12 protein-coding genes and 1 riboswitch are annotated in these 15,380 nt (G+C 51.2%); of the genes, 10 read left to right on the top strand and 2 right to left on the bottom strand.

All coding sequences use genetic code 11. The features are described 5' to 3' along the window. The first annotated feature begins 58 nt into the window (after positions 1-58). From argH to oxyR, 4 genes are all read left to right on the top strand, one after another. Positions 59-1,432: an argininosuccinate lyase gene (argH, locus tag A7098_RS16840; RefSeq protein WP_105281130.1), complete on the top strand. Its 1,374-nt coding sequence runs from the start codon at positions 59-61 to the stop codon at positions 1,430-1,432. A gap of 467 nt (positions 1,433-1,899) precedes the next feature. After that, complete coding sequence (gene manD, locus A7098_RS16845; RefSeq protein WP_105281133.1) at positions 1,900-3,138, top strand: D-mannonate dehydratase ManD; 1,239 nt, start codon at positions 1,900-1,902, stop codon at positions 3,136-3,138. Positions 3,139-3,204: 66 nt separating this feature from the next. Beyond that, on the top strand, positions 3,205-4,488 hold the full coding sequence (locus A7098_RS16850; RefSeq protein WP_000382178.1) for an MFS transporter: 1,284 nt from the start codon (positions 3,205-3,207) through the stop codon (positions 4,486-4,488). 251 nt (positions 4,489-4,739) lie between these two features. Continuing rightward, positions 4,740-5,657: a DNA-binding transcriptional regulator OxyR gene (gene oxyR / locus A7098_RS16855; RefSeq protein WP_001025936.1), complete on the top strand. Its 918-nt coding sequence runs from the start codon at positions 4,740-4,742 to the stop codon at positions 5,655-5,657. On the opposite strand, the gene sthA is transcribed toward oxyR, so the two are convergent. Continuing rightward, positions 5,640-7,040, bottom strand: a complete 1,401-nt coding sequence (gene sthA / locus A7098_RS16860; RefSeq protein WP_001120821.1) for a Si-specific NAD(P)(+) transhydrogenase — start codon at positions 7,038-7,040, stop codon at positions 5,640-5,642. The two genes, oxyR and sthA, sit on opposite strands and share 18 nt — an antisense overlap. A gap of 329 nt (positions 7,041-7,369) precedes the next feature. Here sthA and A7098_RS16865 point away from each other — a divergent pair, with 329 nt between their 5' ends. The 4 genes from A7098_RS16865 to A7098_RS16880 all read left to right on the top strand — a co-directional run bounded on the left by A7098_RS16865 (position 7,370) and on the right by A7098_RS16880 (position 11,008). After that, positions 7,370-8,536 carry a M20 aminoacylase family protein gene (locus A7098_RS16865; protein ID WP_105281131.1) on the top strand — a complete coding sequence of 389 codons (1,167 nt, stop codon included), beginning with the start codon at positions 7,370-7,372 and terminating at the stop codon, positions 8,534-8,536. Between the two features lie 42 nt (positions 8,537-8,578). Further along, a complete protein-coding gene (locus A7098_RS16870) occupies positions 8,579-9,895 on the top strand; it encodes a citrate-proton symporter (protein WP_000125449.1) in 1,317 nt (438 codons plus the stop codon). 103 nt (positions 9,896-9,998) lie between these two features. Further along, positions 9,999-10,649, top strand: coding sequence for an HTH-type transcriptional repressor FabR (gene fabR, locus A7098_RS16875; protein WP_123007655.1), 651 nt, complete (start codon positions 9,999-10,001; stop codon positions 10,647-10,649). Continuing rightward, positions 10,649-11,008 (top strand): YijD family membrane protein, encoded by a 360-nt coding sequence (locus A7098_RS16880; RefSeq protein WP_032152522.1) that lies wholly within the window; start codon positions 10,649-10,651, stop codon positions 11,006-11,008. Before fabR ends, A7098_RS16880 begins: the two co-directional genes overlap by 1 nt. Positions 11,009-11,047: 39 nt before the next feature. Here A7098_RS16880 and trmA read toward each other — a convergent pair whose 3' ends face one another. Next, on the bottom strand, positions 11,048-12,148 hold the full coding sequence (gene trmA, locus A7098_RS16885; RefSeq protein ID WP_000186992.1) for a tRNA (uridine(54)-C5)-methyltransferase TrmA: 1,101 nt from the start codon (positions 12,146-12,148) through the stop codon (positions 11,048-11,050). A gap of 113 nt (positions 12,149-12,261) precedes the next feature. Continuing rightward, a riboswitch (cobalamin riboswitch) is annotated at positions 12,262-12,453 on the top strand. 64 nt (positions 12,454-12,517) lie between these two features. Between trmA and btuB the strand changes: the two genes are divergently transcribed. Continuing rightward, positions 12,518-14,362, top strand: a complete 1,845-nt coding sequence (gene btuB / locus A7098_RS16890; RefSeq protein WP_105281132.1) for a TonB-dependent vitamin B12 receptor BtuB — start codon at positions 12,518-12,520, stop codon at positions 14,360-14,362. Continuing rightward, the gene (gene murI / locus A7098_RS16895; protein WP_000201834.1) at positions 14,307-15,164 is read left to right on the top strand and encodes a glutamate racemase; all 858 of its coding nucleotides are present in this window, start codon (positions 14,307-14,309) and stop codon (positions 15,162-15,164) included. The genes btuB and murI overlap by 56 nt, the downstream gene beginning before the upstream one ends. Positions 15,165-15,380: the final 216 nt, after the last annotated feature.

Raw genomic sequence — 15,380 nt, forward strand, 5'->3', positions numbered from 1 at the left:
TTTGTTAGCCGGAGGCGTAGCTTTCCGGCATTGAATTTCAAAATAAGGAAACAGAGTTATGGCACTTTGGGGCGGGCGTTTTACCCAGGCAGCAGATCAACGGTTCAAACAATTCAACGACTCACTGCGCTTTGATTACCGTCTGGCGGAGCAGGATATTGTTGGCTCTGTGGCCTGGTCCAAAGCCCTTGTAACGGTCGGCGTGTTAACCGCAGAAGAGCAGGCGCAACTGGAAGAGGCGCTGAACGTGCTGCTGGAAGATGTTCGCGCCAGGCCACAACAAATCCTTGAAAGCGACGCCGAAGATATCCATAGCTGGGTGGAAGGCAAACTGATCGACAAAGTGGGCCAGTTAGGCAAAAAGCTGCATACCGGGCGTAGCCGTAATGATCAGGTAGCGACTGACCTGAAACTGTGGTGCAAAGATACCGTTGCCGAGTTACTGACGGCTAACCGGCAGCTGCAATCGGCGCTGGTGGAAACCGCACAAAACAATCAGGACGCGGTAATGCCGGGTTACACGCACCTGCAACGCGCCCAGCCGGTGACGTTCGCGCACTGGTGCCTGGCGTATGTTGAGATGCTGGCGCGTGATGAAAGCCGTTTGCAGGATGCGCTTAAGCGTCTGGATGTCAGCCCGCTAGGCTGTGGCGCGCTGGCGGGAACGGCCTATGAAATTGACCGTGAACAGTTAGCAGGCTGGCTGGGCTTTGCCTCGGCAACGCGTAACAGTCTGGACAGCGTTTCTGACCGCGACCACGTGCTGGAACTGCTTTCTGCTGCCGCTATCGGCATGGTGCATCTGTCGCGTTTTGCCGAAGATCTGATTTTCTTTAACACCGGCGAAGCGGGGTTTGTGGAGCTTTCTGACCGCGTGACTTCCGGTTCATCATTAATGCCGCAGAAGAAAAACCCGGATGCGCTGGAGCTGATTCGGGGTAAATGCGGTCGAGTGCAGGGCGCGTTAACCGGCATGATGATGACGCTGAAAGGTTTGCCGCTGGCTTACAACAAAGATATGCAGGAAGACAAAGAAGGTTTGTTCGACGCGCTCGATACCTGGCTGGACTGCCTGCATATGGCGGCGCTGGTGCTGGACGGCATTCAGGTGAAACGCCCACGTTGCCAGGAAGCGGCTCAGCAGGGTTACGCCAACGCCACTGAACTGGCGGATTACCTGGTGGCGAAAGGCGTACCGTTCCGCGAGGCGCACCATATTGTTGGTGAAGCGGTGGTGGAAGCCATTCGTCAGGGCAAACCGCTGGAAGATCTGCCGCTGACCGAGTTGCAGAAATTCAGCCAGGTGATTGGCGAAGATGTCTATCCGATTCTGTCGCTGCAATCGTGCCTCGACAAGCGTGCGGCAAAGGGTGGTGTCTCACCGCAACAGGTGGCGCAGGCGATTGCTTTTGCAAGGGCGCGTTTGGGGTAACCTTGTTATTTTGCTCCCCTGAGAATGGGGAGTTTGCCTGATGTGCTTTGTTTATCATGTCTACGTAGTGTTGCACTTGTAGGCATGATAAGACGCGACAGCGTCGCATCAGGCAGTATTCTGTTGACCTTAAATTTAACGCCCAACCAGAACCATTATTTGTCACATGCCTTTTTATTCTTGCTTTACTCTCCCTATAAAAATCATTTTTAAATACATCAGGCGATACACAGTTTAATTAATTGAATATAATTAATTTCTATTGTTGTGTTTATTTTTAAGATTGATGGTGTTTATTATGTGATTATTTAACGCGTTGTTTTAACGATGATGATTAATAGTGTAGGTCAAATTTGAGGATATTTTTGTTCTCCGCCGGAAATTTTTGTTTTTAATGTGATCACGGTTGAATAATCACTCTTTCTCTCTTGTATGGTAGTAGGCGCGTAATTAAGTTTGAAGCGTCTATTTACAACACAGGAGATTGCAATAATGAAATTATTGCTGCGGACGTTTTTGTTACTTGCCCCGGGCGTAATTTCGTTACGCTTAAAATAACCACTGAAAGCGGACTTTGTGGGCTGGGAGATGCCACGTTAAATGGCCGCGAATTGTCGGTCGCTTCTTATCTGAAAGATCATCTTTGCCCACAATTAATTGGCCGCGATGCCAGCCGTATCGAAGATATCTGGCAATTCTTTTATAAAGGCGCTTACTGGCGACGTGGTCCCGTCACGATGTCGGCCATTTCTGCCATTGATATGGCGTTGTGGGATATCAAAGCTAAAGCAGCCAATATGCCGCTGTATCAACTGCTTGGCGGTGCTTCTCGTGAGGGCGTGATGGTTTATTGCCATACCACCGGGCGCACGATTGATGAAGTTCTTGAGGATTATGCAAAGCACCAGCAGATGGGCTTTAAGGCGATTCGTGTGCAGTGCGGTGTGCCTGGGATGCAAACTACCTATGGCCTGGCGAAGGGCAAAGGGCTTGCGTATGAACCGGCAACCAAAGGCCAGTGGCCGGAAGAGCAGTTGTGGTCTTCAGAAAAGTATCTCGACTTTACGCCGAAGTTATTTGAGGCGGTGCGCAATAAGTTCGGTTTTAACGAACATCTGTTGCATGACATGCACCATCGCCTGACCCCCATCGAAGCGGCGCGCTTTGGAAAGAGCATTGAAGATTACCGCCTGTTCTGGATGGAAGATCCAACGCCTGCCGAGAATCAGGAATGTTTCCGTTTGATTCGCCAGCATACCGTGACGCCAATTGCGGTCGGAGAAGTGTTTAACAGTATCTGGGATTGCAAGCAGTTAATCGAAGAGCAGCTAATTGACTATATTCGCACGACGATAACCCATGCAGGCGGCATTACCGGGATGCGGCGGATTGCCGATTTTGCATCACTTTATCAGGTACGTACCGGTTTGCACGGTCCTTCTGATTTATCGCCCATTTGCCATGCGGCGGCGCTGCATTTTGACCTCTGGGTGCCAAACTTCGGCGTGCAGGAGTACATGGGCTATTCCGAACAAATGCTTGAAGTCTTCCCGCATAGCTGGCGCTTCGAGGAGGGGTATATGCATCCGGGCGATGAACCGGGGCTGGGTATTTCTTTCGATGAGAAACTGGCGGCGAAATATCCGTATGACCCGGCGTATCTCCCCGTCGCACGACTGGAAGATGGCACATTGTGGAACTGGTAATAACGGTTCGCTTAATTATTTTCTGAATAGTCATCAAATCGATTAATTCCGCTCAAGGAGCTAAAAATGGACGTTGATGTGTCAACCAGTGTTGCGGGTAATAAACCGCAACGGATTCGTCGTATTCAGACAGTGACGCTGGTTTTATTATTTATGGCGGGGATCGTTAATTTCCTCGACCGTTCGTCACTGAGTGTGGCAGGCGAAGCGATTCGTGGCGAGTTAGGATTATCGGCGACAGAGTTTGGCGTTTTGCTTTCTGCATTTTCTCTGTCTTATGGTTTTTCACAACTTCCTTCCGGTATTTTGTTAGATCGTTTTGGTCCACGAATAGTATTAGGCGCAGGTTTGATATTCTGGTCATTAATGCAGGCATTAACAGGAATGGTTAACTCTTTTAGCCACTTTATTTTAATGCGTATTGGTCTGGGTATTGGCGAAGCGCCATTTATGCCAGCGGGGGTGAAATCTATTACCGACTGGTATGCACAAAAAGAACGCGGCACGGCGCTGGGGATTTTTAACTCATCTACCGTTATCGGTCAGGCCATCGCGCCTCCTGCTCTTGTATTGATGCAGTTGGCATGGGGCTGGCGGGCGATGTTCGTTATCATCGGCGTAGCGGGGATTCTGGTTGGGATTTGCTGGTACGTGTGGTATCGCAACCGGGCGCAGTTTGTCCTGACCGACGAAGAACGGACGTATCTCTCCGCGCCGGTTAAACCGCGTCCACAGCTGCAATTTAGCGAGTGGCTGGCGCTGTTTAAGCACCGGACAACCTGGGGGATGATTTTAGGTTTCTCTGGGGTTAACTATACCGGTTGGCTCTACATCGCGTGGTTACCCGGTTATTTGCAGGCCGAGCAAGGTTTCAGTCTGGCGAAAACGGGCTGGGTGGCGGCGATTCCTTTCCTCGCGGCGGCGGTCGGGATGTGGGTTAACGGTATTGTTGTCGATCGACTGGCGAAAAAAGGCTACGACCTGGCGAAGACGCGTAAAACGGCTATTGTCTGCGGTTTGATGATGTCGGCATTAGGAACGTTGCTGGTCGTGCAATCTTCCTCGCCTGCGCAAGCGGTGGCGTTTATCTCAATGGCGCTGTTCTGCGTGCATTTTGCGGGAACATCTGCATGGGGACTGGTTCAGGTGATGGTGTCAGAAACAAAAGTGGCTTCCATCGCCGGGATTCAAAACTTTGGTAGTTTTGTCTTTGCTTCCTTTGCCCCGATCGTAACCGGCTGGGTGGTGGATACCACGCACTCGTTTAATCTGGCGCTGGTTATCGCGGCCTGTGTGACCTTCACTGGTGCGCTGTGTTACTTCTTTATCGTCAAAGATCGCATTGAGTAAGTATTGCAGCCTGGCCCTCCGCTGGAGGGTCGGAAGAAATAAAAAAAAGCGGATCCTGGAGATCCGCAAAAGTTCACGTTGGCTTTAGTTATTCGAGTTGAGAAACTCTCGAAACGGGCAGTGACTTCAAGGGTTAAAGAGGTGCCGCTCCGTTTCTGTGAGCAATTATCAGTCAGAATGCTTGATAGGGATAATCGTTCGTTGCTATGCTACCTATCGCCATGAACTATCGTGGCGATGGAGGATGGATAATGAATATTCGTGATCTTGAGTACCTGGTGGCACTGGCCGAACACCGCCATTTTCGGCGTGCGGCAGATTCCTGCCACGTTAGCCAGCCGACGCTTAGCGGGCAAATTCGTAAGCTGGAAGATGAGCTGGGCGTGATGCTGCTGGAGCGAACCAGCCGTAAAGTGTTATTCACCCAGGCGGGAATGCTGCTGGTGGATCAGGCGCGTACCGTGCTGCGTGAGGTGAAAGTCCTTAAAGAGATGGCAAGCCAGCAGGGCGAGACCATGTCCGGGCCGCTGCACATTGGTTTGATTCCCACGGTCGGGCCTTACCTGCTACCGCATATTATCCCGATGCTGCACCAGACCTTTCCAAAGCTGGAAATGTATCTGCATGAAGCGCAGACCCACCAGTTACTGGCGCAACTGGACAGTGGCAAACTCGACTGCGTGATCCTCGCGCTGGTGAAAGAAAGCGAAGCATTCATTGAAGTGCCGTTGTTTGACGAACCAATGTTGCTGGCTATCTACGAAGATCATCCGTGGGCGAACCGCGAATGCGTACCGATGGCCGATCTGGCAGGGGAAAAACTGCTGATGCTGGAAGATGGTCACTGTCTGCGCGATCAGGCGATGGGCTTCTGCTTTGAAGCCGGGGCGGATGAAGATACACATTTCCGCGCCACCAGTCTGGAGACGCTGCGCAACATGGTGGCGGCAGGTAGCGGGATCACTTTACTGCCTGCGCTGGCTGTACCGCCAGAGCGCAAACGCGATGGCGTTGTTTATCTGCCGTGCATTAAGCCGGAACCACGCCGCACTATTGGCCTGGTATATCGTCCTGGCTCACCGCTGCGTAGTCGTTATGAACAACTGGCAGAGGCCATCCGCGCACGAATGGATGGCCATTTCGATAAAGCGTTAAAACAGGCGGTTTAAGCCGTTTAGTGCCGCTACCCGATAGGCTTCCGCCATGGTCGGGTAGTTAAAGGTGGTGTTAACGAAGTACTCAATGGTGTTGCCGCCACCTTTCTGTTCCATAATCGCCTGACCGATATGAATAATTTCGGCAGCGCGCTCGCCAAAGCAATGAATCCCAAGAATCTCTTTTGTTTCCCGATGGAATAAGATTTTCAGCGTACCCACGTTCATGCCAACGATTTGCGCTCGCGCCAGATGTTTGAACTGGGCGCGACCCACTTCATACGGCACTTTCATCGCGGTCAGTTGCTGTTCGGTTTTACCGACTGAGCTGATTTCCGGGATGGTGTAGATGCCGGTAGGGATATCTTCAATCAGATGCGCGGTGGCTTCACCTTTCACCAGCGCCTGTGCGGCGATGCGCCCCTGGTCATAGGCCGCCGACGCCAGGCTCGGATAACCAATCACGTCGCCCACGGCATAAACATGCGGCTGTGCGGTTTGATACATGCTATTGACCTTAAGCTGGCCACGACTGTCAGTTTCCAGACCAATATTATGCAGCGCCAGCGAATCGGTATTACCGGTGCGGCCGTTGGCATAGAGCAGGCAGTCGGCTTTTAGTTTCTTGCCTGATTTCAGGTGCATGATTACGCCGTCGTCACAACCTTCAATCTTCTCGTATTCTTCGTTGTGACGAATTACCACACCGCTGTTCCAGAAGTGGTACGAGAGAGAATCTGACATCTCTTGATCAAGAAACGCCAACAAACGATCGCGGGTGTTGATCAGATCCACTTTCACATCCATTCCACGGAAGATCGATGCGTATTCGCAGCCGATCACTCCGGCACCGTAGATAAGCACGTGGCGTGGTTCGTGATGCATGCTAAGAATTGAGTCGCTGTCGTAAATGCGCGGATGGGTAAAATCAACGTCCGCCGGATGATATGGACGAGAGCCGCAGGCAATAACAAATTTTTCTGCGGTCAGCGTTTCGACCGTGCCGTCCGGGCAATCAAGCGCCAGCGTGTGCTCGTCAACAAAGCGAGCGTTCCCCTGCAATATTTCGCAGTGATTACGTTCGTAAAATCCCTGACGCATACGTGTTTGTTGATTAATCACGTTATCGGCATGGTTAAGGATATCGGCAAAAGAAGAGCGGAGCAGTCGCGAATGGTCGCTGTAAAGTGGGTTTTGATTGAATTCTATAATGCGGCTGACGGCGTGACGGAGAGCTTTCGACGGGATGGTGCCCCAGTGGGTGCAACCGCCGCCAACATTTTGATAACGCTCGATAACTGCGACGCGCGCACCTTGCTTAACCAGACCCATTGCAGCGCCTTCGCCGCCGGGGCCGGAACCTATTACTATGGCATCGTAATCGTAGGAATGTGGCATGGTAGGGCTTACCTGTTCTTATACATAAAAGCAACAGAATGGTAACATTTTATCGCGGGTAAGCCAATTGATCCCCGTCATTTATCTGGCTATATCGTGAGCGGCCTTTGCTTTGTCTTCCTCCTTCTTATTTTATTTATTCACTATTAATCGCTTTTTCTTGTGACTGGCAGTTTTATCTTGATGAAGTGTGCTTTTTTGTTATTGTATTTGTGAAATTTTCTTATAAAACAAATATATAAATATTTTATATTGATGGGGTATTTGTATTTATACCATCAATAAAATCCGTCAATTAGCCTGTTTATCTATAAATAAGGGAATAGCAGATGATCGAACACTATATTCGTGGGTTTGAGGAAGAACTGCGCGAGATTCGCCATCAGATCCATGAAAACCCGGAGCTGGGGTTACAGGAGTTTCAAACCAGTGCGTTGGTAGCAGAAAAGCTGCGCCAGTGGGGCTATGAGGTAGAGCAAGGGCTGGCGACGACCGGCGTGGTTGCCACCTTAAAAGTGGGCGACGGAGAGAAAAGTATTGGTTTGCGGGCGGATATGGATGCGTTACCGATTTATGAAAATAGCGGCAAACCCTGGTCCAGCAAACAACCTGGTTTGATGCACGCCTGTGGGCATGACGGGCATACCACAATATTGCTGGGTGCCGCGCGCTATCTTGCCGAAACCCGCCGCTTTAACGGCACGTTGCGTCTCATCTTCCAGCCAGCTGAAGAGATGATCAACGGCGGTGAGATTATGGTTAAAGAAGGTCTTTTTGACCGTTTCCCCTGCGATGCGATTTTCGGTATGCACAATATGCCGGGTCTGCCGGTTGGCAAGTTTTACTTTCAGCCAGGGGCGCTGATGGCGTCAATGGATCAGTTCCACATTACGGTTCGTGGCTGTGGTGGACATGGTGCGATTCCCCACAAAGCCATCGACCCGGTGCTGGTCGCGGCACATATCACCACCGCATTACAAAGTATTGTGTCGCGCAATGTCGATCCGCTGGAAGCGGCGGTCATTACCGTTGGCAGCATTGTTGCGGGTGAGGCTGCTAACGTCATTCCAGATAGTGCTGAGATGAAAATCAGCGTCCGCTCGCTTAGCCGTGAAACCCGGCAACTTCTTCTGACCCGTATTCCTGCTCTGGCACAAGCCCAGGCCGTTAGCTTTGGCGCTACGGCTGATGTGATGCATGTTAACGGCACTCCGGTGTTAGTGAATGATGAGGCGATGGCGAGATTTGCCTGCCAGGTGGCCTGCGAAACGTTTGGTGAAGACAGGGCGGAGTTTGGCATCAAGCCTCTGATGGGCAGTGAAGACTTCTCTTTCATGCTGGAGGCCCAGCCAAAAGGTGCTTTCCTGTTGTTCGGTAATGGTGACGTCGGGGAAGGTTCCTGCATGGTGCATAACCCCGGATACGACTTCAACGATGCAAGTCTGGTGCCGGCAAGTAGCTACTGGGGCGCGCTGGTGGAAGCCTGGTTGCAATAAATAAAACAACACACAACAACACTTTCTGGCAAGGAATATGGAATGACGGCGATCGTAAATGAATCGGTGGGCGTAAAGAAAAAGCCCAGCGGTAAGCGGGTGATTTTTGCCTCGGCGTTTGGCAATGCGCTCGAATTTTTTGATTTTGGCGTTTACAACTTTTTTGTGGTCTATATCAGTACACTTTTCTTTCCTCCCAGTGCCGATCATAACGTTGCGCTGTTACTGGCATTTGCGACTTTTGGCGTGAGCTTTTTTATGCGCCCGCTTGGTGGGATTATCGTTGGCGCCTGGGCCGATCGTTTCGGACGCAAACCCGCGATGGTGTTCACCATTGCCCTGATGAGCCTCGGTACGTTGATGATCGGCATCGCGCCGACCTATGCGACGGCGGGATATTGGGGAACCGCGACGCTGGTGCTGGCGCGTCTGATCCAGGGCGTTGCGGCAGGTGGTGAAGTCGGCGCCTCAATGTCTTTGCTGGTTGAGTCTGCGCCGGCAAATCGTCGCGGCTTTTACAGCAGTTGGTCGCTGGCGACCCAGGGGCTGGCAACGACCTTTGGTGGCATCGTCGCTTTAGGGTTGAGTGCATGGCTGCCGTTTGCCACAGGTTCAGAGACCGTAATGGCGGAATGGGGCTGGCGAGTGCCGTTTTTTATTGGTGTGCTGTTAGCACCCATCGGTTGCTGGCTGCGCCTGAGTCTGGAAAATGATGCGCCTGAAGTGGCGAATAAGAAGAGTGCTGCTGCCAGCGAAAGTACGTTTTCCCTGCTTCTGCAACATAAAGCGACTCTCGCTAACGGTGTTTTACTCGCGATTGGCAGTACGGTAGCAACCTATATCTCCCTCTTTTACTACGGCACCTGGGCGGCGAAGTATCTGGCGATGCCTCAACATTATTCTCATGCAGCGATGTTACTGGCTGGCGTTATTACTTTTGTGGGGGCGCTGCTGGTGGGGATGCTGTGTGATTCGGTCGGGCGTAAAAAGCTGATTTTAATCTCCCGTGTGATGGTGCTTCTCTGTAGCTGGCCTTCGTTCTGGCTGTTGGTGAATTACCCAAGCCCTGGCATGTTGCTGACGGTGGTTTTCGTGATGGTCAGCTTTACCACGCTTGGCGGTGTGCCGGTAATGTTGTTGATTTCCGAACTATTGCCGAAACGGATCCGGGCATTGGGCTTCGCGCTGGTTTATAGCATTGGCGTGGCAATTTTTGGTGGTTTTGCACAATATTTCGCCACGCAATCTATCGTGTTACTGGAGAGTCTGACGGCTCCAGCGTGGTATCTGGGCGGCGGCACGTTGCTGTCGATGCTGGCGTTGTTGTTTGTGAAAGAACCAGCCAAAGAGCTGCAGTAAATGTGTTTTATTGCGTTACCGTTCATTCACAACACTGGAGCAATCCAGTATGTTCATTCTCTGGTATAGTGCCAGCAGTACTTTTGGCAAGGATTCAGACATTGTGATGGGCGTAAGAGCGCAACAAAAAGAAAAAACCCGCCGTTCGCTGGTGGAAGCCGCATTTAGCCAATTAAGTGCTGAACGCAGCTTCGCCAGCCTGAGTTTGCGTGAAGTGGCGCGAGAAGCGGGCATTGCTCCCACCTCTTTTTACCGGCATTTCCGCGACGTAGACGAACTTGGTCTGACCATGGTTGATGAGAGCGGTTTGATGCTGCGCCAACTCATGCGCCAGGCGCGTCAGCGTATTGCCAAAGGCGGGAGTGTGATCCGTACCTCGGTCTCCACATTTATGGAGTTCATCGGTAATAATCCGAACGCCTTCCGGTTATTATTGCGGGAACGCTCCGGCACTTCCGCTGCGTTTCGTGCCGCCGTTGCGCGTGAAATTCAGCACTTCATTGCGGAACTTGCGGACTATCTGGAACTCGAAAACCACATGCCTCGTGCGTTTACTGAAGCGCAAGCCGAAGCAATGGTGACGATTGTCTTCAGTGCGGGTGCCGAGGCGTTGGACGTCGGCGTCGAACAACGTCGGCAATTAGAAGAGCGACTGGTACTGCAACTGCGAATGATTTCGAAAGGGGCTTATTACTGGTATCGCCGTGAACAAGAGAAAACCGCAACTATTCCGGGAAATGTGAAGGACGAGTAATGAAACAAGCAAATCAAGATAGAGGTACGCTGCTGCTGGCGTTGGTTGCTGGCTTATCGATCAATGGTACGTTTGCGGCGCTGTTTAGCTCCATTGTGCCATTTTCTGTATTCCCGATTATTTCTCTGGTGCTGACGGTTTACTGCCTGCATCAACGTTATCTTAATCGCACCATGCCGGTAGGCTTGCCGGGGCTGGCTGCCGCCTGTTTTATTCTCGGCGTTCTGCTGTACAGCACGGTGGTTCGTGCTGAATATCCGGATATCGGTTCTAACTTCTTCCCGGCAGTGCTGTCCGTCATTATGGTGTTCTGGATTGGCACGAAGATGCGTAACCGTAAGCAGGAAGTTGCTGAGTAATCAGTAACATGCCGGATGCTGGCGCATCCGGCATGGGTTTTACTTCGCCGTCAGTAACACGCCGCACTCCATATGGTGCGTGTAGGGGAACTGATCAAACAGAGCCAGACGTTCAACTTTGTGCGTCTGGCTTAATGTTTCCAGATTCTTGCATAACGTTTCCGGGTTGCAGGAGATGTACAAAATACGCGGATACGCCTGCACCATTTTCTCGGTTTCACTGTCCAGACCGCTGCGCGGCGGATCGACAAAAATGGTTTCGCACTGATAACTCTTTAAATCGATCCCTTGCAGGCGGTTAAACTCGCGCACACCATTCATCGCCTGGGTAAACTCTTCCGCCGCCATACGAATAATTTGTACGTTATCAATATGGTTAGCAGCAATATTGTATTGCGCGGCAGCGACCGATGGCTTAGCGATTTCGGTAGCTAATACTCGATCAAAATTGCGCGCCAGAGCTAATGAAAAATTACCGTTGCCGCAGTACAGCTCCAGTAAATCGCCTTTTGAACCCTTGGTTACGTCCAGCGCCCATTCCAGCATCTGAATATTCATCGCCGCGTTCGGCTGAGTGAAGCTGTTCTCCACCTGACGGTAGATCATCTCTTTCCCTGCAACCGGCAGACGTTCGTCGATGTAATCTTGATCCAACTCGATTTTGGTTTTCGTTGCCCGACCAATCAGATGCACATTCAGATTCTGCGCTCGCAGTGCATCGCGCAGGGCTTCTGCCTGCTGGCGCCACTCGTCATCCAGCTTTTTATGGTACAGCAGGGAAACCACCGCCTGATTGCTCAGCGTGGTGAGGTAATCAATCTGGAACAACTTGTGGCGCAGAACGGGATTATTGCGCACACCCGCAATCATCGCGCCCATCAACTGGTTGATAAGTTCACTGGCGGCGGGGAAGCTATCCACGCGGATGCGGCTTTTGGTTTGTTGATCGAAAATGATGTGATACAGGTCATCGCCATCGTGCCAGATGCGGAACTCTGCACGCATCCGGTAATGACTGACCGGCGAGCGAAACACTTCCGGAACCAGGTCAGAAAACGGCGCCATCATACTTTGCAAACGTACCACTTTTTCGGCTAACTGCGCTTCATACTGTTCTGTTGGAAGGTGTTCGGGGGTCATGATGTATCCTGAAAATGAAATGTACGCGGCGATTGTAGGGATTGCTCATCAGATGTCCAGATCTTGATAGATTCCTATTTGTGAGCTACGTCTGGACAGCAACTTGTTACAACCTGTAGCATCCACTCGCCGGTCCTGTGAGTTAATAGGGAATCCAGTGCGAATCTGGAGCTGACGCGCAGCGGTAAGGAAAGGTGCGATGATTGCGTAATGCGGACACTGCCATCCGGTGGGAAGTCATCATCTCTTTGTATCCTCAGATACCCCTCCAAGCCCGAAGACCTGCCGGCTAACGTCGCATCTGGTTCTCATCATCGCGTAATATTGGTGAAACCTGCGGCATCCTTCTTCTATTGTGGATGCTTTACAATGATTAAAAAAGCTTCGCTGCTGACGGCGTGTTCTGTCACAGCCTTTTCCGCTTGGGCACAGGATACCAGCCCGGATACTCTCGTCGTTACTGCTAACCGTTTTGAACAGCCGCGCAGCACTGTGCTTGCACCAACCACCGTTGTGACGCGTCAGGATATCGACCGCTGGCAGTCGACTTCGGTCAATGATGTGCTGCGCCGTCTCCCTGGTGTGGATATCACCCAAAACGGCGGTTCAGGTCAGCTCTCATCTATTTTTATTCGCGGTACAAATGCCAGTCATGTGTTGGTGTTAATTGATGGTGTGCGCCTGAATCTGGCAGGGGTGAGTGGGTCTGCCGACCTTAGCCAGTTCCCTATTGCGCTTGTCCAGCGTGTTGAATATATCCGTGGGCCGCGTTCCGCCGTATATGGTTCCGATGCAATAGGCGGGGTGGTGAATATCATCACGACGCGCGATGAACCCGGAACGGAAATTTCAGCAGGGTGGGGAAGCAATAGTTATCAGAACTATGATGTCTCTACGCAGCAACAACTGGGGGATAAGACACGAGTAACGTTGTTGGGCGATTATGCCCATACTCATGGTTATGATGTTGTCGCTTATGGCAATACCGGAACGCAAGCGCAGCCAGATAACGATGGTTTCTTAAGTAAAACGCTTTATGGCGCGCTGGAGCATAACTTTGCTGATGCCTGGAGCGGCTTTGTGCGCGGCTATGGCTATGATAATCGTACCAATTATGACGCGTATTATTCTCCCGGCTCGCCGCTGCTCGATACTCGCAAACTCTATAGCCAAAGCTGGGATGCCGGGCTGCGCTATAACGGCGAACTGATTAAATCACAACTCATTACCAGCTATAGCCATAGCAAAGATTACAACTACGATCCCCATTATGGTCGTTATGATTCGTCCGCAACGCTTGATGAGATGAAGCAATACACCGTTCAGTGGGCAAACAATGTCATCGTTGGTCACGGTAGTATTGGTGCGGGTGTCGACTGGCAGAAACAGACTACGACGCCGGGTACAGGTTATGTTGAGGATGGATATGATCAACGTAATACCGGCATCTATCTGACCGGGCTGCAACAAGTCGGCGATTTTACCTTTGAAGGCGCAGCACGCAGCGACGATAACTCACAGTTTGGTCGTCATGGAACCTGGCAAACCAGCGTAGGTTGGGAATTCATCGAAGGTTATCGGTTTATCGCTTCTTATGGTACGTCGTACAAGGCACCTAATCTTGGGCAACTCTATGGCTTCTACGGTAATCCGGATCTGAACCCTGAGAAAAGCAAACAGTGGGAAGGGGCGTTTGAAGGCTTAACTGCTGGAGTGAACTGGCGTATTTCCGGATACCGTAACGATGTTAGTGACTTGATCGATTACGATGATCACACCCTCAAATACTACAACGAAGGGAAAGCGCGGATTAAGGGCGTCGAGGCGACCGCCAATTTTGATACCGGACCGCTGACGCATACGGTGAGTTATGATTATGTCGATGCGCGTAACGCGATTACCGACACGCCGTTGCTACGTCGCGCTAAACAGCAGGTGAAATATCAGCTCGACTGGCAACTGTATGACTTCGACTGGGGTATTACTTATCAGTATTTAGGCACTCGCTATGACAAGGATTACTCATCTTATCCTTATCAAACCGTTAAAATGGGCGGTGTTAGCTTGTGGGATCTTGCGGTTGCGTATCCGGTCACCTCTCATCTGACTGTTCGTGGTAAAATAGCCAACTTGTTCGACAAAGATTACGAGACAGTCTATGGCTACCAAACTGCAGGACGGGAATACACCTTGTCTGGCAGCTACACCTTCTGAACCACGTCCCACCGTGCTGGTGTTTGACTCCGGCGTCGGTGGGCTGTCGGTCTATGACGAGATCCGGCGTCTCTTACCGGATCTCCATTACATTTATGCTTTCGATAATGTTGCTTTCCCGTATGGCGAAAAAAGCGAAGCGTTTATTGTTGAGCGCGTAGTGGAAATTGTCACTGCGGTGCAAGAGCATTATCCCCTTGCGCTGGCTGTGGTGGCCTGCAACACCGCCAGCACCGTTTCGCTTCCTGCATTACGCGAAAAGTTTGACTTCCCGGTTGTCGGTGTCGTGCCGGCGATTAAACCCGCAGCGCGTCTGACCGCTAATGGCATTGTTGGATTGCTGGCAACGCGCGGAACAGTTAAACGTTCTTATACCCATGAACTGATTGCGCGTTTCGCCAATGAATGTCAGATAGAAATGCTCGGATCGGCAGAGATGGTTGAGCTGGCTGAAGCGAAACTGCATGGCGACGAAGTTTCTCTGGATGCGCTAAAGCGTATCTTGCGTCCGTGGTTAAGAATGAAAGAGCCACCAGATACTGTTGTTCTGGGGTGTACTCATTTCCCTCTATTACGAGAAGAACTGTTACAGGTGCTACCAGAGGGAACACGGCTGGTAGATTCTGGCGCAGCAATTGCCCGCCGAACGGCCTGGTTGTTAGAACATGAAGCCCCGGATGCAAAATCTGCCGATGCGAATGTTGCCTTTTGTATGGCAATGACGCCGGAAGCAGAACAATTATTGCCCGTTTTACAGCGTTACGGTTTCAAAACGCTCGAAAAACTGGCAGTTTCAGGCTGATTTGGTTGAATGTTGCGCATTCGGAAAATTATTTTAAATTTCCTCTTGTCAGCTCAGAATAACTCCCTATAATGCGCCACCACTGACACGGAACAACGGCAAACACGCCGCCGGGTCAGCGGGATTCTCCTGAGAATCTCAACAGAGAAAAGCAAAAAATGCTTGACTCTGTAGCGGGAAAGCGTATTATGCACACCCCGCGCCGCTGAGAAAAAG

The organism is Escherichia sp. MOD1-EC7011, assembly GCF_002965005.1.
Lineage (GTDB): Bacteria > Pseudomonadota > Gammaproteobacteria > Enterobacterales > Enterobacteriaceae > Escherichia > Escherichia ruysiae.